This window comes from Psychroserpens luteus, from assembly GCF_015319355.1.
GTDB lineage: Bacteria > Bacteroidota > Bacteroidia > Flavobacteriales > Flavobacteriaceae > Psychroserpens > Psychroserpens luteus.
On the sequence record NZ_JADILU010000007.1, the window covers coordinates 231,137 to 252,574 of the forward strand.

General features: G+C 32.7%; 27 protein-coding genes. 19 read left to right on the forward strand and 8 right to left on the reverse strand.

The window, feature by feature from the left end; translation table 11 throughout:
- Positions 1-93 precede the first annotated feature (93 nt).
- The 3 genes from msrB to IM744_RS17055 all read left to right on the forward strand — a co-directional run bounded on the left by msrB (position 94) and on the right by IM744_RS17055 (position 1,893).
- The gene (gene msrB, locus IM744_RS17045; RefSeq protein ID WP_194509381.1) at positions 94-546 is read left to right on the forward strand and encodes a peptide-methionine (R)-S-oxide reductase MsrB; all 453 of its coding nucleotides are present in this window, start codon (positions 94-96) and stop codon (positions 544-546) included.
- Positions 547-655: 109 nt separating this feature from the next.
- Positions 656-916 (forward strand): glutaredoxin family protein, encoded by a 261-nt coding sequence (locus tag IM744_RS17050; protein WP_194509382.1) that lies wholly within the window; start codon positions 656-658, stop codon positions 914-916.
- A gap of 38 nt (positions 917-954) precedes the next feature.
- On the forward strand, positions 955-1,893 hold the full coding sequence (locus IM744_RS17055; protein WP_194509383.1) for an aldo/keto reductase: 939 nt from the start codon (positions 955-957) through the stop codon (positions 1,891-1,893).
- Between the two features lies 1 nt (position 1,894).
- Here the strand turns inward: IM744_RS17055 and IM744_RS17060 are convergent, their stop codons facing one another.
- The 5 genes from IM744_RS17060 to IM744_RS17080 form a co-directional block, all read right to left on the reverse strand.
- A complete protein-coding gene (locus IM744_RS17060; protein WP_194509384.1) occupies positions 1,895-4,285 on the reverse strand; it encodes a protein-disulfide reductase DsbD family protein in 2,391 nt (796 codons plus the stop codon).
- 140 nt (positions 4,286-4,425) lie between these two features.
- Complete coding sequence (locus IM744_RS17065; RefSeq protein WP_194509385.1) at positions 4,426-4,824, reverse strand: rhodanese-like domain-containing protein; 399 nt, start codon at positions 4,822-4,824, stop codon at positions 4,426-4,428.
- A 12-nt stretch (positions 4,825-4,836) separates the two neighbouring features.
- A complete protein-coding gene (locus tag IM744_RS17070) occupies positions 4,837-5,151 on the reverse strand; it encodes a rhodanese-like domain-containing protein (protein ID WP_194509386.1) in 315 nt (104 codons plus the stop codon).
- Positions 5,152-5,269: 118 nt separating this feature from the next.
- Complete coding sequence (locus tag IM744_RS17075) at positions 5,270-5,878, reverse strand: thioredoxin family protein (protein ID WP_194509387.1); 609 nt, start codon at positions 5,876-5,878, stop codon at positions 5,270-5,272.
- Between the two features lie 10 nt (positions 5,879-5,888).
- Positions 5,889-6,413: a TlpA disulfide reductase family protein gene (locus IM744_RS17080; protein ID WP_194509388.1), complete on the reverse strand. Its 525-nt coding sequence runs from the start codon at positions 6,411-6,413 to the stop codon at positions 5,889-5,891.
- Positions 6,414-6,515: 102 nt separating this feature from the next.
- Here IM744_RS17080 and IM744_RS17085 point away from each other — a divergent pair, with 102 nt between their 5' ends.
- The 15 genes from IM744_RS17085 to IM744_RS17155 all read left to right on the forward strand — a co-directional run bounded on the left by IM744_RS17085 (position 6,516) and on the right by IM744_RS17155 (position 18,416).
- Positions 6,516-6,968, forward strand: a complete 453-nt coding sequence (locus tag IM744_RS17085; protein ID WP_194509389.1) for a MarR family winged helix-turn-helix transcriptional regulator — start codon at positions 6,516-6,518, stop codon at positions 6,966-6,968.
- Positions 6,969-6,996: 28 nt separating this feature from the next.
- Complete coding sequence (locus tag IM744_RS17090; protein ID WP_194509390.1) at positions 6,997-7,569, forward strand: YceI family protein; 573 nt, start codon at positions 6,997-6,999, stop codon at positions 7,567-7,569.
- A gap of 299 nt (positions 7,570-7,868) precedes the next feature.
- Positions 7,869-9,269, forward strand: a complete 1,401-nt coding sequence (locus IM744_RS17095; RefSeq protein WP_194509391.1) for an anthranilate synthase component I family protein — start codon at positions 7,869-7,871, stop codon at positions 9,267-9,269.
- A 145-nt stretch (positions 9,270-9,414) separates the two neighbouring features.
- Positions 9,415-9,978, forward strand: a complete 564-nt coding sequence (locus IM744_RS17100) for an anthranilate synthase component II (RefSeq protein WP_194509392.1) — start codon at positions 9,415-9,417, stop codon at positions 9,976-9,978.
- A gap of 141 nt (positions 9,979-10,119) precedes the next feature.
- The gene (trpD, locus tag IM744_RS17105) at positions 10,120-11,112 is read left to right on the forward strand and encodes an anthranilate phosphoribosyltransferase (protein WP_194509393.1); all 993 of its coding nucleotides are present in this window, start codon (positions 10,120-10,122) and stop codon (positions 11,110-11,112) included.
- 72 nt (positions 11,113-11,184) lie between these two features.
- Positions 11,185-11,970 carry an indole-3-glycerol phosphate synthase TrpC gene (gene trpC, locus IM744_RS17110; RefSeq protein WP_194509394.1) on the forward strand — a complete coding sequence of 262 codons (786 nt, stop codon included), beginning with the start codon at positions 11,185-11,187 and terminating at the stop codon, positions 11,968-11,970.
- A 136-nt stretch (positions 11,971-12,106) separates the two neighbouring features.
- Complete coding sequence (locus IM744_RS17115) at positions 12,107-12,754, forward strand: phosphoribosylanthranilate isomerase (protein WP_194509395.1); 648 nt, start codon at positions 12,107-12,109, stop codon at positions 12,752-12,754.
- 171 nt (positions 12,755-12,925) lie between these two features.
- The gene (trpB, locus tag IM744_RS17120) at positions 12,926-14,107 is read left to right on the forward strand and encodes a tryptophan synthase subunit beta (protein ID WP_194509396.1); all 1,182 of its coding nucleotides are present in this window, start codon (positions 12,926-12,928) and stop codon (positions 14,105-14,107) included.
- Positions 14,108-14,445: 338 nt separating this feature from the next.
- The gene (locus tag IM744_RS17125; protein ID WP_194509397.1) at positions 14,446-14,724 is read left to right on the forward strand and encodes a GIY-YIG nuclease family protein; all 279 of its coding nucleotides are present in this window, start codon (positions 14,446-14,448) and stop codon (positions 14,722-14,724) included.
- A 447-nt stretch (positions 14,725-15,171) separates the two neighbouring features.
- A complete protein-coding gene (trpA, locus tag IM744_RS17130) occupies positions 15,172-15,936 on the forward strand; it encodes a tryptophan synthase subunit alpha (protein WP_194509398.1) in 765 nt (254 codons plus the stop codon).
- A gap of 39 nt (positions 15,937-15,975) precedes the next feature.
- Positions 15,976-16,386 carry a DUF805 domain-containing protein gene (locus IM744_RS17135; protein WP_194509399.1) on the forward strand — a complete coding sequence of 137 codons (411 nt, stop codon included), beginning with the start codon at positions 15,976-15,978 and terminating at the stop codon, positions 16,384-16,386.
- A 117-nt stretch (positions 16,387-16,503) separates the two neighbouring features.
- Entirely contained in the window at positions 16,504-16,911 is a 408-nt protein-coding gene (locus IM744_RS17140; RefSeq protein ID WP_194509400.1) for a DUF805 domain-containing protein, read from the forward strand.
- Between the two features lie 94 nt (positions 16,912-17,005).
- Positions 17,006-17,236, forward strand: a complete 231-nt coding sequence (locus tag IM744_RS17145) for a hypothetical protein (RefSeq protein ID WP_194509401.1) — start codon at positions 17,006-17,008, stop codon at positions 17,234-17,236.
- Between the two features lie 4 nt (positions 17,237-17,240).
- Entirely contained in the window at positions 17,241-17,693 is a 453-nt protein-coding gene (locus IM744_RS17150) for a tRNA (cytidine(34)-2'-O)-methyltransferase (RefSeq protein WP_194509402.1), read from the forward strand.
- 60 nt (positions 17,694-17,753) lie between these two features.
- Complete coding sequence (locus IM744_RS17155) at positions 17,754-18,416, forward strand: hypothetical protein (RefSeq protein ID WP_194509403.1); 663 nt, start codon at positions 17,754-17,756, stop codon at positions 18,414-18,416.
- 68 nt (positions 18,417-18,484) lie between these two features.
- Here the strand turns inward: IM744_RS17155 and IM744_RS17160 are convergent, their stop codons facing one another.
- From IM744_RS17160 to IM744_RS17170, 3 genes are read right to left on the reverse strand one after another with little or no spacing between them, the layout of a single operon-like run.
- Positions 18,485-18,727 carry a VF530 family protein gene (locus tag IM744_RS17160; RefSeq protein ID WP_194509404.1) on the reverse strand — a complete coding sequence of 81 codons (243 nt, stop codon included), beginning with the start codon at positions 18,725-18,727 and terminating at the stop codon, positions 18,485-18,487.
- Positions 18,727-18,942, reverse strand: coding sequence for a DUF6500 family protein (locus IM744_RS17165; RefSeq protein WP_194509405.1), 216 nt, complete (start codon positions 18,940-18,942; stop codon positions 18,727-18,729). Before IM744_RS17165 ends, IM744_RS17160 begins: the two co-directional genes overlap by 1 nt.
- Positions 18,943-18,975: 33 nt before the next feature.
- Positions 18,976-20,283, reverse strand: a complete 1,308-nt coding sequence (locus IM744_RS17170) for a DEAD/DEAH box helicase (RefSeq protein WP_194509406.1) — start codon at positions 20,281-20,283, stop codon at positions 18,976-18,978.
- 145 nt (positions 20,284-20,428) lie between these two features.
- Between IM744_RS17170 and IM744_RS17175 the strand changes: the two genes are divergently transcribed.
- Positions 20,429-21,244 (forward strand): hypothetical protein, encoded by an 816-nt coding sequence (locus tag IM744_RS17175; RefSeq protein WP_194509407.1) that lies wholly within the window; start codon positions 20,429-20,431, stop codon positions 21,242-21,244.
- The last annotated feature ends 194 nt before the right edge of the window (positions 21,245-21,438 follow it).

Consider the following 21,438-nt stretch of genomic DNA (forward strand, 5'->3'; position numbering starts at 1 on the left):
TGTAAATAGTGTTTGTAAGTTGTAAGAAATTCAATTGCATTTCGACCAATACTACCAGTAATTATAAATTAAAAACAGAAAGAACAATACATTATGTTAACTTGGAAAGACCTCATAAATTTCTCCGTAAATGGAAATCCTACACCAGATCGTAGAGTTGAAAAAACAGATGCTGAATGGCGTCAACAATTAACTCCAGAACAATTTAGAATCACACGTCAAAAAGGGACAGAGCGTCCAAACACTGGAGCGCTTTGTAGTATTTATGACGAAGGTCAATACAACTGCGTATGTTGTGACACACCTTTATTTGATTCGACAATTAAATTTGAATCTGGATCTGGTTGGCCTAGCTTCACCCAACCTATTACACCTAATGCGATTAAATATCATAAAGATTCTTCTTTTGGTATGGTTCGCGTAGAAGTCATGTGTAATACTTGTGACGGTCATTTAGGGCATGTATTTCCTGATGGACCAGAGCCAAGCGGATTGCGTTATTGCATTAATTCAGAATCTATGCAATTAGATTCGAATACCAAATAAATCGTGTTCCAGTGTTATGACAAATTATCTAATATGATAACGATGTTTTCTTAGGTTTTCACTTAAATCTAGATGCAGTAATTTCATTTTTAAAAACATTGTAATACAAATGAACAACAATGCAATAATAAAACTCTATGGTGCAGATAGATGCCATAAAACGCAATTCTACATCAATTTCTTAAATGAAACTGAATTATCATATGAGTTTTTAGATGTTGAAATAAATGAAGACCACGCAGAAGAATTGCGTGGTCTATATACTAATAGAAAGCTTAACTTTCCTACAATTACTATTGGGTCTAAAAAATTAAGAAACCCAAAATCTGAAGAACTAAAAAAGTGGTTAAGTAAATTAATACCTCAGTAAGGAAAACACATTAAGCTAAATAAGACCATTCACATTAAATGACTACAACTCAAATAGGATTAGGATTAGCTGCATTAGGAAGACCAGACTATATCAATATTAGACAGAACTCTAATATTGATAAATCAAAAATCGCATTTAAAAACAATGCTTTTGAGGTTATGGATTTAGCCTACAAGAATGGCATACGCTATTTTGACACAGCTCCTTCTTATGGGTTAGGTGAACAGTTTTTATTAGATTGGAAAAACGAAAGACAATACCAAGATATTATCTTATCTACAAAATGGGGTTATACCTATGTTGCCAATTGGGAATTAGGCTATGATGGCAAACACGAAATTAAAGAACACTCCTTATCTAAATTGAATGAACAATGGGAAACGTCTAAAGCTTTGCTTCCGCAATTGAAAATCTATCAGGTACATTCTGCAACTTTAGAGAGTGGTATTTTGACAGATACGTCAATTCATAAGCGACTATTTCAGTTGAAAAAAAAATACGGATTACAAATAGGAATCTCAACAAGTGGCTCTAATCAATCTGAAATTTTGAACATCGCAAAAGACATCACAGTAAACAATGAATCTCTTTTTGATAGTTATCAAGTGACCTACAATATTTTTGAGCAGTCTACTTTTGACACTTTAAAAAACCTTAAAGCCTCTGGAAAAACAATCATCATCAAAGAAGCTTTAGCTAATGGAAGAGTATTTACAAATAGTAAGACTAAAAAGCAATTAGAAATATTTTCAAAAACTCACAACGTCGGTATAGATGCCATTGCTCTTAGATTCGTGATAGACACATTACAACCAAACATGGTATTGAGTGGTGCATCAAACATAAATCATTTAACTCAAAATTTAAAAGCGCTTAATTTTAAACTCTCTTTAGAGGAACTTGAACTTCTAAAATCTTTAACAATAGATTCTAATGAATATTGGAATGAAAGAAGTGGTTTGGCTTGGAATTAGTTTACTCTTCAAACTTATCAATCCCATCACTCAACCAATTAAAATATTCATCTGCATCTGGTGTGTAAGGCACAGGTTTGTTTAGATTATTTTCTTCATGATCCATCAACACATAATAAGGTTGTGAATTGGTTTTGTATTTAATGGTTTGAAGTTCACTCCATTTTTGACCTACATTTCTTAATTTTTTACCAGGTTTCAATTTAGAATCTGGAACTTCTCCTTCTGGGAAACCTGTTTTTTGATCAACATATAGAGATATTAAAACGACATCATTTTTGAGCTTATCAAGTATTTTAGGCTCTATCCAGACATTTTGCTCCATTTTACGACAGTTCACACAAGCATGACCTGTAAAATCAATCATCACTGGTTTTCCAACAGTTTTAGCATACGCCAAACCTTTATCATAATCATCAAACGCTAAAATATCATGTGGTGCTAATAAATGTGCACCATCTGGTAAATCACCATGATTTTCAGTACTTGTTGTTCCTCCTCCTTTAGAGTTCCCTACACCATAAGGTGATTCACTGTAATGTAAAGGTGGTGGAAATGCACTAATCAATTTTAAAGGCGCTCCCCAAAGTCCTGGAATCATATAAACGGTAAATGATAAGGTCAATAATCCTAATAATAATCTTCCTACGGAAATGTGCTTCAAAGGAGAATCGTGAGGTAGTTGGATTTTTCCGAAGAGATACATAGTCAACGCTCCAAAAATAGCAATCCAAATCGCGATAAACACCTCTCTTTCTAACCAATGTAATTGCAATACCAAATCAGCTTGAGATAAGAATTTGAAAGCAAAAGCTAATTCTAAAAACCCTAAAACAACTTTTACTGTATTTAACCAGCCACCAGATTTTGGAAGCGAATTCATCCAACCTGGAAATGCAGCAAATAATCCAAAAGGTAATGCTAAGGCTAATGAAAATCCAAGCATACCTATCATAGGAGCCAAACCTCCTTCAGACGCAGAAAGCACTATAATATTCCCAACAAAAGGTCCTGTACAAGAAAAGGACACTATAGCCAAGGCTAGAGCCATGAAAAAGATACCTGTATATCCACCACTATCTGCTTTTCTATCAATTTTATTTGCCCATGAGTTTGGTAACATAATTTCAAATGCTCCTAAAAAGGAAACAGCAAAAATCACAAGTACTGCGAAGAAAACAAGGTTGAATTCAACACTCGTAGAAAATTCATTAATTGCACTTGCTCCAAAAATCGCAACAACACCAGTTCCCAGAATCACATAAATTACGATGATACATAAACCATAAACAACTGCATTTTTAATACCTTCTGCTTTAGTTTTACTCTGCTTAGTAAAAAAGCTAACTGTCATTGGAATTAAAGGAAATACACAAGGCGTAAATAAAGCTATAAAACCAGCACCTAATCCTAGAATAAAAATTGTCCATAACCCTTCTTTACTTCCACCTTCTTCTTTTTCAATATTACTATCTGCATCTTGTTTAGCTGCTACACTTTTAGTGATATCAAATTCTAAGTCTAAATAACTTGGAGATAAACATTGTGTATCATCACAAGCCATAAATCCAACCTCAGCTTTTACACTTTTTATAGCTGTATTAGAAAGCTTTATTTTTTGTCTAAACTCTGCAGTATTCTCAAAATACTTCACTTTCATTTGAAAGATTTTATCATCAACAGTGACACCTTTCTCTTCAATCGTTTTCCCAATAAGCTCAGTTCCTTCACCTAAAGTATAATCAAATGTTGTTGCTATTGGTCCATCCTCAGGAACTTCTTGAGAATACAAATGCCAATGATCATCTACTTTTGCAGTTGATACTAAAACATACTCAGTGTCTGATATTTTTTCTACGGAAGTTGACCATTTCACAGGTTCTAAAATCCCTACATTATCGTCTGCATTAGCATTGAATGAAACTTCAGAAGAACTTGAAGCTTTCAAATTGAATTTTAAATCTATATAATCTGGAGGTAAACATTTTTCATCGTCGCAAGCCATATATTCGACTTCGCCTTCAACTATAGACAACTCTTGATTTAATACTTTAATGCGTTGTCTAAATTCTGCCTTATCTTCAAAGAATTTAATACGCATTTGAAACACAGGATCATCAACTGTATGGCCTTCTTCTTCAGAGGTTGTTCCTGTTAGCTCATAATCTGCATTTGCTTTGTAAAGAAATGTTGTAGGTATTGGACCATCATCTGGTACATTTTGAGAATATAAGTGCCAACCACCTTCTACGGTTGCTGTAGAAATTAAATCATATTCGGTATCAGAAATTTTCTCAACAGAAGTCTCCCATTTAACAGGTTCTAATATTTGAGCATTTCCAGTGATTACTAGGGATAGAAAACTACAAAGTGTAATGATTAAATTCTTCATTAGAGGTAATTAGGTTTTGAAAGACGCTAATTTATGAAAAACAAAGGGATTTAGCCATAGTATTAACGTGATTCTAACACGACTACTTGGTTTGGTTTAAAGCAAAAAAAAAACCGAACATCATGTTCGGTTTATAATTCTTATTCGAAAGTTTTAATTTCATTACCATCAAATTGCCATTTGGCAATTCCACCTTCCAAATCGTAGACTTTTATAAAGCCTGCTTCTTTCAGTTTTTTAGAACATTTACCACTACGTCCGCCAGATTTACAGTAAACCATTATTGGTTTAGTTTTGTCTAATTTAACCAAATCCTGCTCAAAAGTTGGAGATGTGTAGTCTATATTTTGTGAATGTTCAATATAACCAGTTTTATATTCTTCTGGTGTTCTCACATCTACAAGTTGTATATCTTCTAATTCTAACAGTTCTTGCATTTCTTCCGCAGAAACCATTATAACTTCACCTTGTGTTTCTTCTTTACAACTATATGCAAATGCAAAAAGTGCAAAACAATAGATTAGTATTTTGTTTTTCATCTTAATTGATTTTTAAATTGAAGCCACTTCACCTTTCCATTCCATAAAGCCTCCAATAAGATTATACGTGTTTTTAAAACCTAACTGATTCATAACACTGCAAGCTTGGGCACTACGTCCACCAGATCTACAATACACATAATAGGTTTTAGATGGATCTAGTTTTTCAACTTCATAAACAAATCCTTGACCTTTATAAATATCAATAGTAATAGCATTTGGTATGATCCCTTGTGCTACTTCTTCGGGTGTTCTTACATCTAAAATGACTGCATTTTGATCTGCATTTAATTTAGAAGTCCATTCTTGTTGTGTTAAATCTGCCATAGTTTTTTATACATCAATAATCATGCAAATTTAACGTTTCGTTAGCATAACTTAACATAAAGACGAAAAAAAATCCGAAGTGTTACACTTCGGATCGTTAAATTTCAATAAAAAGCGTTTATACTTTTATAGAACAACCAATAGCTCTCGTCTTAGTTTCTGGCACTTCTTTACCTTCTAATAATGCATTTACAGCATCTTCAGCATAGGTTTTAGTTACCGCACTTGCGTCTTGATAATTGTCATCAATGGCACCAATGTATTTTACTTGTGCTCCTTTTTTAGTTTTTTGTAAGATATAGACATGAGGTGTTTTTGTTGCTCCATATTGCGGATATATTTTTTGGCCTTTATCCATCAAATAAGGAAACGTAAAACCTTTAGCCTTTGCTCTTGCTTGCATTGCTGCCATATTATCGCCTTGTTTAACATTTGGATTATTTGGCATAATCGCAATAACAGGGTAACCTTTATCTGCATATTTCTTATTTAAAGCCTCTACTCTATCCTCATAAGCTACTGCATAAGGGCACGTATTACATGTAAAAATGACAATAAATCCTTTGGCATCTTTGTAATCTGCCAGAGACACCATATTACCATCAATATTTTCTAATTTAAAATCTGTTGCAATATCTCCAACATCATATCCTGTATTTACTATTGTAAATGCAGAAGTTGCTATAACCACAATCAACGCTAAAAATGTTTTAAATGTATTTTTCATAATCATTAATTTATTTAATAAATTGTTTTAATTCTTTTTCTAATTCTTGATAGTTGAACGAACGTTCGTAAAACTTAGTCTTACTCTTATTATATATGACTGTTGCTGGTATTGCTCCAGACCAATCTTTATTTACTTTAGGAATCCATGTGTTAGAATCAACGTCATCTAAAACGACAACTTCACTCTTTAAATCTTTTTTTTCTAAAAAAGGGATGAGTTTTGTTTCTATTTGCTTCGGAAAGTCTAAACTCACCAAAATGACTTCAACATTTTGATTTGAGTAATTAGCATTCAATTCTTCAAAATAAGGCAACTCTTTTACGCAAGGCGCACACCATGTTGCCCAAAAATTTATAACGTAAGTCTTGCTATCATCCTTAGAGGTTAGATATTTCTCCAATTCATCATAATTGAAAACTTTTAGAGGATCTTTACTCCTTTCTATTTTTATGTCTTCGGAAGAATTGACATGATTGTTTGTCATTCCGAAGGAAAAAAAAGCAACCGAGAATACTAGAATAATGTACTTCATCCTATAAAGTTATAAATCAAGAAACACTTGAAAATAAATTTAACAAAATATTAATCATAACAACTAAAAATTAGATTATATTTGTATATACAATTGTTGTACATGAAAGAGTTAAATATAAAATTAAAAACAAACACAGATTTACCTTTAGCAAAGCAAACTGTAATTAATCTGTTCTTAACCTATAATGTAGTTAAAACAGAAATGCTAAGCGTCTTAAAACCTCACGACTTATCTCTTGAGCAATTTAATGTATTACGCATTTTAAGAGGTCAAAAAGGAAACCCTCTTAACCTACAAGATATACAACAACGTATGGTTAATAAGATGAGTAACACAACACGTCTTATTGATAAATTAATAATAAAAGGGTTTGTAAAACGTACAGAGTGCAAACAAAATAGAAGGAAAATTGAGGTTTATATCACATCTGATGGGCTTGATAAACTGTTAGAATTAGATCCTTTAGTAAACTCTACAGAAGAAAAAACAACCTCAAAACTAACAACGATAGAATTAGAAGAATTAAACAGATTATTAAATAAAATTCAATAAAAGAAAACAAATTTAAACACACAAAACAATGAAAAAGAATATTTTAAAATCAGCTTTTATCGTAGTATTAGCATTATCATTTGCTTCATTTACTACAATTTTCAAGAAAGAATTAAAAGTAAAAGAATCAACTATTACTTGGAAAGGCCATAAAGTTACAGGCTCACATGAAGGTTTAATTAACTTGACTGATGGCTCATTATCATTTGAAGACAAAACTTTAACAGGCGGAAGTTTCGTAATTGACATGACTTCTATTAGCGTAACTGATTTAGAAGCAGGTAAAGGAAAAGAAAAACTAGAAGGTCATTTAAAATCTGATGATTTCTTTGGCACAAGCAATCATCCAACAGCAGTTTTAGGAATTACTAGCGTTGATGGAAAAGATGGAAACTACAAAGTTACTGGAGACTTAACCATTAAAGGAAAAACTCATCCAACAACATTTGAGATGATTGTAAATGAGGACACAGCTACTGCTAAATTAAAAGTAGATAGAACAAAATATGATATCAAATATGGTTCTGCAAGCTTTTTTGACGGATTAAAAGACAAGGCTATTTACGATGAATTTGACCTAAACGTGACATTGAAATTTTAAATAGATTTGAATTAAATCGGGAATCTTTATCTTTTTTCGCTCAATTAAATTTGAAAACTGAAATTTGATTTCTATATTTGAACTTTACAATTATAATGAACACAAATTTAAATCATACTTGGTGGTGGAATTCTCGAAACGCAAATGTCGTGAACTAATCCTATAGGTATATTTAAAACAAAATATAAAAAAGGCTTGTCATTCACGACAAGCCTTTTTTTTTATTCTGAACTAGTTTCAGAATCTCATAATTAAGAGATTGATACTGAAATAAATTCAGCACAAGTAAATCAGCACACATGAAAACATTTAGTTTATACACACATTACAAGAAAATATTAGCAGATACCATTACTCCTGTGAGCATTTACTTAAAGATAAGAGACAAATTCCCAAATAGTATTCTGTTAGAGAGTAGTGATTATCATGCTAGCGACAATAGTTTTTCGTACATCTGTTTCAATCCAATTGCCTCTATTAAAGTAGATAAGAATGTGATAGAACAGCATTATCCAGATGGGAGTTCGAAAACTAATAACGCACTAAATATTTCTGTTACTGAGGAAATTCACAAGTTTACAAAACGATTTAAAGTCAACTCAGACGAAGAATTTAAATTCATCAATAACGGTATTTTTGGTTACACAGCTTACGATGCTGTAAAATATTTTGAAGATATTGAAATTAGCCAAAAGCCAGACTCCCTAGATATTCCAGATATTTATTATGCAGTTTATCAAAACATCATTGCAATCAATCACTTTAAAAATGAAGCCTATGTTTTTGCACATTGTTTCGAAGCCGAAAACAATATTGATGAAGTGTTACAACTCATAAGTTCTAAAAACTTTGCGTCTTACACGTTTAAAACAGATTCTGATATTTCATCAAACTTAACAGATGACGAGTATAAAGACCATGTAGAATTAGCAAAAAAACATTGCGCTAGAGGTGATGTTTTTCAATTAGTACTTTCCAAAAAATTCTCTCAAGCCTTTAAAGGAGATGAGTTTAATGTATACCGAGCATTGCGAAGCATCAACCCTTCTCCATATCTGTTTTATTTTGACTACGGAAATTTTAAAATTTTCGGAAGTTCTCCAGAAGCACAACTTGTAGTCAATGAATCTAGAGCAGAAATTCATCCCATTGCAGGAACATTTAAACGAACAGGAAACGATGAAGAAGATCAAAAACTAGCAAAAAAACTAGCTGAAGACGATAAAGAAAATGCAGAACATGTTATGCTAGTCGATTTAGCTAGAAATGATTTGAGCAGACACGGTAGCCAAGTAAAAGTGGAAACCTATAGAGAAGCCCAGTTCTTCTCTCATGTGATACATTTAGTAAGTAAAGTCACAGGAAAGGTCAATGACAATACTGCGACTATGCAAGTTGTAGCAGATACATTTCCTGCAGGAACACTAAGTGGAGCACCAAAACACAAAGCAATGCAACTTATTGAGAAATACGAAAAAACCAGCAGAGCATTTTATGGAGGAGCTATTGGTTTTATGGATTTTAATGGTAATTATAATCACGCCATTATGATTAGAACTTTTATGAGTAAAAACCACAAACTACATTGGCAGGCAGGAGCAGGATTAGTTTCAAAATCAAATCCAGAAAGCGAATTACAAGAAGTTTACAATAAATTAGGTGCCTTGACAAAGGCTATTAAAATGGCAGAAGAGATTTAGCTAGCAGTAAGCAAAATTAAAAAGAAAACATTGGGAAGAAAACATTATAAAAATTCATATCCCATATCAATTCGTAGAATTGAAAACATCAATCTGCAGAAATAAAAGTTTAACAAAATAGATTCCTGCTTTCGCAGGCATTAATATGAAAGTACTAGTAATAGATAACTACGACAGTTTCACATATAATTTAGTTCACTATTTAGAAGACCTAAATTGCGAAGTCACCGTAAAACGAAATGACAAACTTACACTTGAAGAAGTTGATGATTTTCAAAAAATCGTACTTTCTCCTGGACCAGGAGTTCCTGATGAAGCTGGATTATTAAAAGCCATCATCAAAAGGTATGCACCAACAAAAAGTATTTTAGGTGTTTGCCTTGGTCAACAAGCCATTGGCGAAGTTTTTGGAGGCTCACTCATTAATCTAGACGAAGTATACCATGGAGTTGCAACCAAAGTTGAAATTACAGTTGATGATGAATTGCTCTTTAATAATATGGATAAAATCATAGAAGTAGGTCGTTACCACTCTTGGGTTGTGAACCCAAATTTACCAGAAGTATTAGAAGCGACTTCTGTTGACAGTAACGGACAAATAATGTCATTAAGACATCGATTTTATGATGTTAAAGGCGTGCAATATCATCCAGAAAGTGTTTTAACACCAAACGGAAAACAAATTTTAGAGAATTGGGTGAGACACTAAGCAATTTGTAGTCGCAGTAAATAGTGCTTACTCAGATGCATAAAAATGCTAAATAAATTCCTATTAAGGAATTGAAGGAGGAAGCATCAATGAAGAAAAAAAGTATAATTAAAGAGATTCCCACTTTCGTGGGAAATGTATATGAAACACATACTAAACAGATTAATAAACCACGAAAGCATCTCTACTGAAGAAGCAAAAAATGTGTTGGTTAATATTTCCGAAGGAAAATACAACCAAAGCCAAATCGCATCTTTTCTCACTATTTATATGATGCGAAGTATCACTTTAGAAGAATTACAAGGCTTTCGTGATGCCTTATTAGAACTTTGCATTCCTGTAAATTTATCCGACTTTAATGCAATTGATTTATGCGGAACAGGTGGTGACGGTAAAGACACATTCAACATCTCAACCTTGGCTTCTTTTGTTACTGCAGGAGCTGGAGTAAAAGTAGCTAAACATGGAAATTATGGTGTATCATCAGCATCTGGATCATCTAACGTTATGGAGGCTTTAGGGATTCACTTTTCTAATAAATCAGATTTTTTAAAATACTCGATAGACCAAGCAGGAATATGTGTGCTTCATGCACCTTTATTTCATCCAGCAATGAAAAACGTGGCTCCAATTAGAAAGGATTTAGGTGTAAAAACATTTTTCAATATGTTGGGACCAATGGTCAATCCGTCATTCCCTAAAAATCAAATGGTAGGTGTTTTCAATTTAGAATTACAGCGTATTTACGGTTATCTATATCAAAACACAGACAAGAATTACAGTATAGTCCATGCTTTAGATGGTTATGATGAAATTTCACTTACTGGAAACACCAAAATCATTTCAAATGCAACTGAGACGATGTTAAGTCCGAGTGATTTAAATGTTGACAGAATAGAACAATCTGAAATCTTTGGAGGATCAACAGTAAGACAGGCTGCAAAAATTTTCAAAAATATTATTAGCGGAAAAGGTACTGATGCCCAAAATAATGTTGTTTGCGCCAATGCAGGATTGGCAATTGCAACCGTAAATGGAGTTTCTCATCTAGATGGATTTCAACTAGCCAAAGAAAGTCTAGAAAGCGGAAGAGCGAAAGCAAGTTTAGAAAGATTAGTAGAAATGAGTAAATAACTATGTTATGCTAAACTTGTTTTAGCACCACACAAATAATAAGAACCTGAAACAAGTTCAGGTTGACGAAACATGAACATCTTAGACAAAATAACAAGAGACAAACGCATTGAAGTAAACCTTCGCAAGCAACTCATTCCAATCAAACAGTTAGAGCAATCTATTCTATTTGAAAGAGAAACTATATCCTTAGCAAAAAAATTAAAAGAAAGCAACACAGGAATTATCGCTGAGCATAAAAGACGTTCGCCTTCAAAACAAATTATCAATCATGGTTTAAATGGTTTTGATGTTGCAAAAGGTTATGAAAACGCAGGTGTTTGCGGAATGTCGGTATTAACAGATGGAAAATATTTTGGAGGCAGTCTTGATGATCTTTTAACAGCAAGAGCAAGTTGCAATTTGCCATTATTACGAAAAGAATTCATCATTGACGAGTATCAAATTATAGAAGCAAAAGCTTATGGAGCAGATGTTATTTTACTCATTGCTGCTATTTTAACCAAAGCTGAAATCAAGCAATTTTCGGAATTAGCAAAACAATTACATCTAGACGTATTACTAGAAGTTCATAATGAAGAAGAATTATACAAATCTATAATGCCAAGTTTAGACATGCTTGGTGTTAATAACAGAAACTTAAAAACGTTTGAAGTCAGTTTAGAAACCAGTAAGCAATTAAGTGAACTCATACCAAACGATTTTGTAAAAGTATCAGAAAGCGGGATTAGCAATGTTGAAGCCATTAAAATCTTGCAACCTTATGGTTACAAAGGTTTTTTAATTGGTGAGAATTTCATGAAAACTGATGATCCAGGAGAGAGTGCAACACAATTTATAAATAATTTAAATAGATAAAGTGTCATTCAGAGTAAGACGAAGAATCTATAGAAGAGACTTTACAATTGCTGTGCTCATTTCAAAATGACAAAAAAATAAACAATCCAAAGTCACTACAAATGATTTTAAGGAACGAAAAAACGGTATCAAGAAGATGAAACTGAAGATCTGCGGAATGAAATACAAAGACAATACAACCGAAGTTGCACAACTGCAACCCGATTATTTGGGCTTTATATTTTATGAAAATTCCAGTCGGTTTTTTGATGGAAACATTCCAGAGTTACCAAAATCAATAAAAAAAACTGGAGTATTTGTTAACGCTTCCTTAGAGTTTATAATTGAGAAAATTAAAACTCACAATTTACAAGCGGTTCAATTACATGGCAGTGAATCTCCTGAGTTTTGTGACACATTACGTCATGCTGAACTTGTTTCAGTATCTCATCACGAAAAACTAGAAATTATTAAAGTATTTAGCATAAAAGACAATTTCGATTTTTCAGTATTAGAGGCATATGAGGCTGTTTGCGATTACTTTTTATTCGATACCAAAGGAAAATTACCTGGTGGAAATGGCTATACCTTTAATTGGGATGTTTTAAAAGATTATCCATCAACAAAACCCTTCTTTTTAAGTGGAGGAATAGGATTGAATGAAATTGATCAAGTTTTACTATTTCTGCAAAAGCAGGAATCTAGATATTGTCATGCAATTGATGTCAATAGCAAATTTGAAATTGAAGCTGGATTGAAGGATACTGATAAAATAAAAAGATTCAAAAAATTAATTCAAGCCTAATGTTACGTCATGCTGAACTTGTTTCAGCATCTCATAAAAATGAAAAAAAAAAAAGAATTGGTAATAAAATTGGAAGCTTAATTTAATTAAAGAAAGGAATCCTAAACAAAAAACATTAGAGCTATAAGGTGTCACCCTTAATCAAGTTCAGGGTGACGAAAAACGAAACAAATGACATACAACATCAACGAAAAAGGTTACTATGGAGAATTTGGTGGTGCATACATTCCAGAAATGCTCTATCCAAACGTAGAAGAGTTAAGACAAAACTATCTCAAAATAATGGCAGAGCCTTCTTTTAAAGAAGAATTTGATCAGTTATTAAAAGATTATGTAGGTCGTCCTTCTCCTCTCTATTTTGCTAAGCGCCTTTCAGAAAAATACAATACCAAAATCTATCTCAAAAGAGAAGATTTAAACCATACAGGTGCACATAAAGTCAATAATACGATTGGTCAAATTTTAATGGCGCAACGTTTAAATAAAACCAGAATTATTGCCGAAACTGGAGCAGGACAACATGGTGTTGCTACAGCAACTGTTTGCGCTCTAATGGGATTAGAATGCATTGTTTATATGGGAGAAATTGACATTGCTCGTCAAGCTCCAAATGTTGCTCGTATGAAAATGCTTGGCGCAGAAGTACGACCAGCTTTGTCTGGAAGTCGCACATTAAAAGATGCGACTAATGAAGCCATTCGCGATTGGATAAATAATCCGGTAGACACACATTATATCATTGGAAGCGTTGTAGGACCTCATCCTTATCCAGATATGGTAGCGCGTTTTCAAGCAATCGTTTCTGAAGAAATTCAATGGCAACTTAAAGATAAAGAAGGTACTACAAAGCCAGATTATGTCGTTGCTTGCGTTGGTGGAGGCAGTAATGCTGCAGGTGCTTTTTATCATTATTTAGACGATACAGATGTGAAACTTATTGCAGTTGAAGCTGCAGGAAAAGGGATTCATAGTGGAGAAAGTGCTGCAACTTCTGTCTTAGGTCGAGAAGGCATTATCCATGGTAGCAAAACACTGTTGATGCAAACCAACGACGGACAAATAACCGAACCTTACTCTATTTCGGCAGGTTTAGATTATCCAGGTGTTGGACCAATGCACGCGCATTTATACAAGACTGGACGTGCAGAATTCATGTCAATTACAGATGATGAAGCGATGGTTGCAGGATTGGAGCTGAGTCAGCTAGAAGGGATTATTCCTGCAATTGAGAGCTCACATGCTTTAGCCATTTTTAATCAGAAGCAGTTTAAACCAGATGATATTGTTGTGATAAATTTATCTGGTCGAGGCGATAAAGATTTACAGAATTATATAGATTATTTTAAGTTGTAGAATTATGGCGTTACCACAAGGGTCAGGCTTTCAAGGCTCGCTATCAAAGATGAGCTCAAACAAACCTTTCAATCCTTAACGCAGAAAACATAAATAATGAGAACCTGAAACAAGTTCAGGTTGACGATAATAAACAAGTAACGTCATGCTGAACTTGTTTCAGCATCTCACAAGAACAGAAATTAATAATTATGAATAATTTAAACCTCTAAAAAATTCAAAATAATAAATAGAAAAACAATCAAACTCGTCATGCTGAACTTGTTTATTCATCAATATCTATTTGTAAATTAAGGTATTCATGAATCTTTGATTACAGCATCTCACAAAAGAAGAAAATGAAAAGCAGTTACATCTACATAATAACTAATAAATATAGAACAACACTTTATGTTGGTGTAACTTCAGATTTAAATAAAAGAGTAGTTGAACATCAAAATGAAATAGGTTCAGAATTTACTAAAAAGTATAATCTGAAAGATTTAATTTACTATGAAGAATTCAACGATATCAATCAAGCAATAGCCAGAGAAAAACAAATTAAAAATTGGAAGAAAGATTGGAAGCTAAACCTCATAAAAGAGATGAATCCAAGTCTTATAACCCTATTGCTCTGATGAGAATCTGAAACAAGTTCAGATTGACGATAGTAATCAAGTAACGTCATGCTGAACTTGTTTCAGCATCACACAAGTAAAAAAACAATAATAAGTACTCTAATGAGAACCAGAAACAAGTTCAGATTGACGATAGTAATCAGGTAACGTCATGCTGAATTCGTTTCAGTATCTCACAAAAGAAGAATAATTAAACAGCGTCATGCTGAACTTGTTTCAGCATCACACAAATAAAAAAACAATAATTAGTACTCTAATGAAAACCAGAAACAAGTCCATATTGACGAATAATAATCAAGTAACGTCATGCTGAACTCGTTTCAGTATCACACGAGAGAAGAGTAATTGAATAGCGTCATGCTCAACTTGTTTCAGCATCACACAAGTAAATAATAATGTGACCCTGAAATAAATTCAGGGTGACGACATGAATAACCATGAATAACCATGAATAAAATAAACCAAAAACTAAAAGAAGACAAAAAGTTATTATCCATATACTTTTCCGCAGGATATCCAAACCTCAACGATACCATTTCAATCATTGAAAACTTAGAGAAAAGTGGTGTTGATATGATAGAAATAGGATTACCATTTAGTGACCCTTTAGCAGATGGACCAACCATACAAGCAAGCTCTACGCAAGCTTTAAAAAATGGAATGACTACAGATATTCTTTTCAACCAATTAAAAGACATTCGTAAAACGGTTTCAATTCCTTTGATTATAATGGGATATTTTAACCCCATATTTCAATATGGAGTAGAAGCATTTTGTAAAAAATGTCAAGAGATTGGTATCGACGGACTCATAATTCCAGATCTACCTGTAGATGTTTATAATGAGCAATACAAGTCCATTTTTCAGAAGTATGGTTTGATCAATGTATTTTTAATCACACCTCAAACGTCTGTAGAGCGTATTGAGTTTATTGATTCTATTTCCGAAGGATTTATATACATGGTAAGTAGTGCAAGCGTTACAGGAAGCAACTCTGGTTTTGGAGATGAACAAACCGCTTATTTTAAACGCATTGCAGATATGAACCTTAAAAATCCGCAAATTGTAGGTTTCGGGATTTCAAATAACGAAACGTTTACTCAAGCGACTCAACACGCCAAAGGTGCAATTATTGGGAGTGCTTTTATAAAATTTCTAACGGATAACCGTTTATCTAAAATTTCAGAATTTACAACTTCAATCTTGAATTAAATTCTATATTTGGTTTAACTAACTAATAAATTAAGAGATATGAAATGGTATTTAAAAGTCGTAAGAGATAATTACGCAAATTTCAACGGAAGAGCAAGAAGAGAAGAATATTGGATGTTCGTATTATTCAACCTTATTTTCATTATTGCCATTGCTATGGTATCTGGCGTATTAGCTGGTCTATTTGATGCACCTGCTTTTATGGGATTGTATATGATTTATTTACTTGGTGTATTAATCCCAAGTTTAGCTGTTGCTGTTAGACGTTTGCATGATGGTGGCAAAAGTGGTTGGTTTTACCTTATAGGTTTAATACCAATTATTGGAAGCATCTGGCTTATCGTTTTATTTGTAACTGAAGGAGAAAGAGGAACTAACCAATATGGTCCTGATCCAAAATCGGCAGATAACGAAGAAATTAGTACAATCGGTACTAAAGAGATTGAATAATTTCATCTCATAAAATTTCAACCTACTCCCAAAAGAGTAGGTTTTTTTTGCTCAAAAACTAAGAGACTCTTAAATTTATTTTTGATATTTAGATCATAAATAATAGAACTTAAAACAATGCATTGGTATTTAAAAGTAATAAAAGAGAACTATGCTAATTTTTCTGGACGTGCAAGACGTAAAGAATATTGGATGTTTGTATTAGTACAAATCATCATTTCCATATTAGTATTATCATATGCATCTCTTGTCGATGATTTTTTTGATACACCTATTGTTGGGTCTGTTTTAGGTATATACTTCTTAGCAACATTAGTTCCTTGGCTAGCATTAAACGTAAGGCGACTTCATGATATAGGAAAAAGTGGTACCTATATATTTATTAATTTTATTCCTGTAATTGGTCGTATTTGGTATATTGTTCTTGTTGCAACAGAGGGAGAATATGGATTAAACAACTATGGTCCTGATCCTAAAGGAGAGGCTTTTGATGAAATTGACGATATAGGTCAACTAGAAGAATAACACATGAAACGAGCTTTTTTAAAAGCTTTAGTAACCAAGACAATGATTAATAGCGAACAGTATGTGACAATTGAAAAATAATATATGAAAACACATGAAACTACTCAACGATTTTAGAATTATTATATTATTATGCCTCACTTTGGGCTTAGCTCCTTTTTTTCCAGAACCTCATATTTGGGGGAAATTAAAATGGATTGCTGGTGGCGCAAATGGGATGCAATTAAAAGACTGGTTTGATGTATTACTTCATGGATTCCCATGGGTACTTTTAATTCGCTTGATAATTGTCAAACTTGTTTTAAATACGAAAATAAAAAAATAAAAAAATGTCACTTAATATCGTTTTATTCGAACCCGAAATCCCAAATAACACGGGTAACATTGGCAGATTGGCTTTAGCCACTGGCTCTAAATTACATTTAGTAAAACCTTTTGGTTTTGAAATAAGTGATAGTAGATTAAAACGTGCTGGTTTAGATTACTGGCAACATTTAGATGTGATTATCTATGAGTCTATTGAGGCGTTTTTCAGTAAAAATAAAGACGCAAAGTTTGCTTTCTTTTCTAGTCATGGCGAGCAATCACATTGGGATATCAAATTTGAGGAGAATCTTTTTTTGGTCTTCGGAAAAGAATCGGCTGGCTTACCTAAATCTATAATAGAAACTTACGAAGAGCACCTTTACAAAATACCCTTATACAGCGAACATATAAGAAGCTTAAACTTAGCTAATGCTGTTGGTATTGTGACCTATGAAGGTTTACGACAGCTTAATTAAATTAGCATAACATTATTAAAAAACAAGGTTTATTTGATTATCTTCAATAAAAAATAAACCATGAAATATCATATTATTATTAATAGTGTAAAGACTGTTGATGCGCTTCAAAATGCTTGGACAAACGATGATTATATTCAATTACTAAAAGAATTTGGACTTGAAGATACAGAAAGTTCAAATCCTTCAGAATTATTAGAATTATTATTCATGGCAATTTCAGATTTTGAGCCGAATGAAGCTGCAGTGATACTATTGACCTATAAGTTAAGTGAACATTTAAACGAAAACCAAATTGAGCAAATGTCTCACGACATGTTGTTGGATAAAATTTCTGAAGAATACGCAGATATTTCTCTTCATCATCAGTTATTTAACATCAACCAATTATTGCATAAAGCTTATAATGGGTCTTTCCCTAGCGCAAAAGCAACGATTATAGAATTTGAAATCACTCCAAATAAAAACGTAGATAAAGAAGTCGTACTTAAAGCGTTTGACAAAACATTGGCTGGCAACAACGTTATTAAACGTTTGTTTTCAAATCAATTGGCTGGTAAAGCATCTTTTGAAGAAGCCGAAGCTATTGTTTGGGATTTAAAATCTACAGGTGATACATCGTATGTGCTTACAACATCAGAATATTGGATGAGTAGAGACGAGTTTAACGATGCAGAGTTTGATGCAACAGTTATAGAATTTGAAGAAGATGATGAGGATTAAACTTTTTTAATTTTTAATAAGTCAACTATAATAAAAAATAAAAAAGCTCCAAATATTGGAGCTTTTTTTTATGTTTTGTCTTGTGACCTGTTTTTATTACGAAGCATCTTTAAATACATATACTCCACCTTGGTTCTTGCCCATGGTGTGCGTCTCAAAAACTTTAAGCTGGATTTAATTGATGGATTATCATTAAAGCATCTAACATTAATGATGGTTCCCATGTATTCCCAACCGTAATGAGCTTCCAAATCTGTGACGATTTGTTCTAGTTTAATTCCGTGTAAAGGGTTATTCTTTTGTGTTTCCATTACAATTGTTCTACCATTTTCTTGATTTTCACAGCTTTCTCAAAATGATCTAATTGGTGTGTTTTAATCCACCATATAGCAGCTTCCATCAATAACTCTGGAGTATCATTTTTATTTTTGAAAAAAGCGTAAAAAGAGATACCAACGTTGTCTCCCTTTTGGGCAATCTTATGATTGCAAACTTCTACAATTTTTTGCTTTAAGACTGTTGTCATACTAAAATGAATTAAAATGCAATAACACTTTAATTAGTTACGTCTATCGTTACGTCGTCTAGAATTACTACTATTACTACTACTTCGGTTTGAGCTACTTCTATTTCCTCCAGAGTTACCTCCTGAGTTTCTAGGACCAGAATTACGGTTTCTGTTTCCTCCACCTTGTCTACCTTGACCTTGTTTAATTGGCTCAGTAGATGCATTTGGATCTGGTTCAAAACCTTCAACAATTTCTACTTCAATCTTTTCACCAATAAGTTTTTCTATATCACGTAAATATGTAGTTTCATCTGCACTTACCAACGATATCGCTTTACCATCTGCTCCTGCTCTACCAGTTCTACCAATACGATGAACGTAATCTTCAGAAATATTAGGCAATTCAAAATTCACAACATGTGGTAATAACGGAATATCCAATCCACGAGCTGCAATATCTGTAGCGACCATGACTCTTACTTTTCCGCTTTTAAAACCTTCAAGTGCTTTAGTTCGGGCACCTTGACTTTTATTACCATGAATGGCAGCAGCACTAATACCTGATGAAATAAGTTTTTTAGTCAACTTATTCGCACCATGTTTAGTTCTACAAAATACAAGTGCTTGTTTCCAGTTTCCTTCGGAAATGAGCTTAATTAACAAATCTGGCTTTTTTCCTTTAGCAACACGATACACTTTTTGAGAAATAGCTTCTACGGTTGTGTTTTCTGGAGTTGCTTCTACTTGTACAGGATTATTTAAAATCCCATTAGCAAGCTTTTTAATATCTTTTGAAAATGTAGCCGAGAACATCAAATTTTGACGTTTTGCTGGCATAACACTCATCACTTTTTCTATATCTCTAAGAAAACCCATGTCTAGCATACGGTCTGCCTCATCCAAGATAAAAACCTCAACACGTTTTAGTGATAAAAGGTTTTGATTGTGTAAATCTAATAAACGACCAGGTGTTGCAACCAAAATATCCACACCACGACGAATCGTAGCAGCTTGTGGTTTTTGATTAACACCTCCAAAAATCACAGCACTTCTAATATCTAAAAATTCACTGTAATCCATAACACTTTGATGAACCTGAGCAGCAAGCTCACGCGTTGGTGTTAAGATTAAAGCACGAATTGGTCTAAATTTAGTTTTAGGATTTTCAGATAAATAATGTAATAATGGTAATGTAAAACCTGCAGTTTTACCTGTTCCTGTTTGTGCCGAAGCCAATACATCACGTCCTTCTAATACTGGAGGAATTGCTTTTTCTTGAATTGGACTTGGAGTTGTGTATCCTTTTTTACTAATAGCTTTTAGTAAAGGCTCAGATAGGCCTAAATCTTTAAATGACATATAATATATTTGGTCAAATTAGTGTTTAAATGACCTTCTGTGTATTAAGCGTCATTTTCTGTTGTGCGCAAAGGTAGTGCTAATTTAGGGGATAGCAGTATTTAGGTTGATTTTCTCGGGAAAATTGTCGAACTTTCGGGTTGCTGTGGATATAGACTATAGTGTATATCCAATTGTTGCCATTAATGCGAAAATGAAAATTATACAGAACAATAAATCCATTACAGAAAGTAGAAATACCCTTGGAAATTTAATAAACTCTCATCTTGAATTATTAATGCCTGAAAAAGGAAAAAACAAACAAAAAATTTTAGAGCTATGTCACGTTGGAAAATTTTTAATGTTTTTTAATAATAAAATCCAAATTAACGAATTATCCGAAAAGCCTGATTTTATTTTAAAAGGAGAATTTGGAAAAATTGGATTAGAACATCAAATATTAGTTGACAATAAATCAAAAGAGAGAGAAGGTTTTTATGAGAACATATTTTCAATGGCTGAAAAAGAATTAAATTCTGACAAAAATTTACCCAATTTTTTAATTACTTGTTATCCCATTCCATATGTGAATTTTAAAATTAACGAAAAAGAAAATTTAGTAAAAACAATTGTTCGAGTCGTAAAAGAATATATATTATCTGAAAAACTAATTGAAAATCCAATAATTGAAAGAATAATGATGACTGATCATTCTCAAAAAAGTCTAAATGTCAATTTAGGAGCTTGGTGGGTGAAAGATATAACAGAGGAACTTATATTATCAGCAGTTCGAAAAAAAGAATCTAAATTAGCTTCATACAGAAAAAATAGTGGAGAAAATCAATGGTTGCTTATTGTAATTGGAAGTAATGGAGAAAGTTCATATAATTTATATAATCCTTTTGAAATGAATTTAAAAACGGAATTCGAAAAAGTTTATATTCTTGAGGACTTTAATAACAGACTTTTTGAATTAAAATAGAAAGCACTAATGGCAACACCGTATATAATTTATTGCTGGCTTCTCGCATACTTACGAAAGTCCTCGCGGACTTTAGACTGCCCCCAAAAAGTTAGACACTATTTGAGGGTATTTTTATGGAAAGAAAAGTCAAGTATAATTATGAATTTAAACTTCGTTGTGTAAAAGAGGTCTTAAATCATCACCAAACCGTA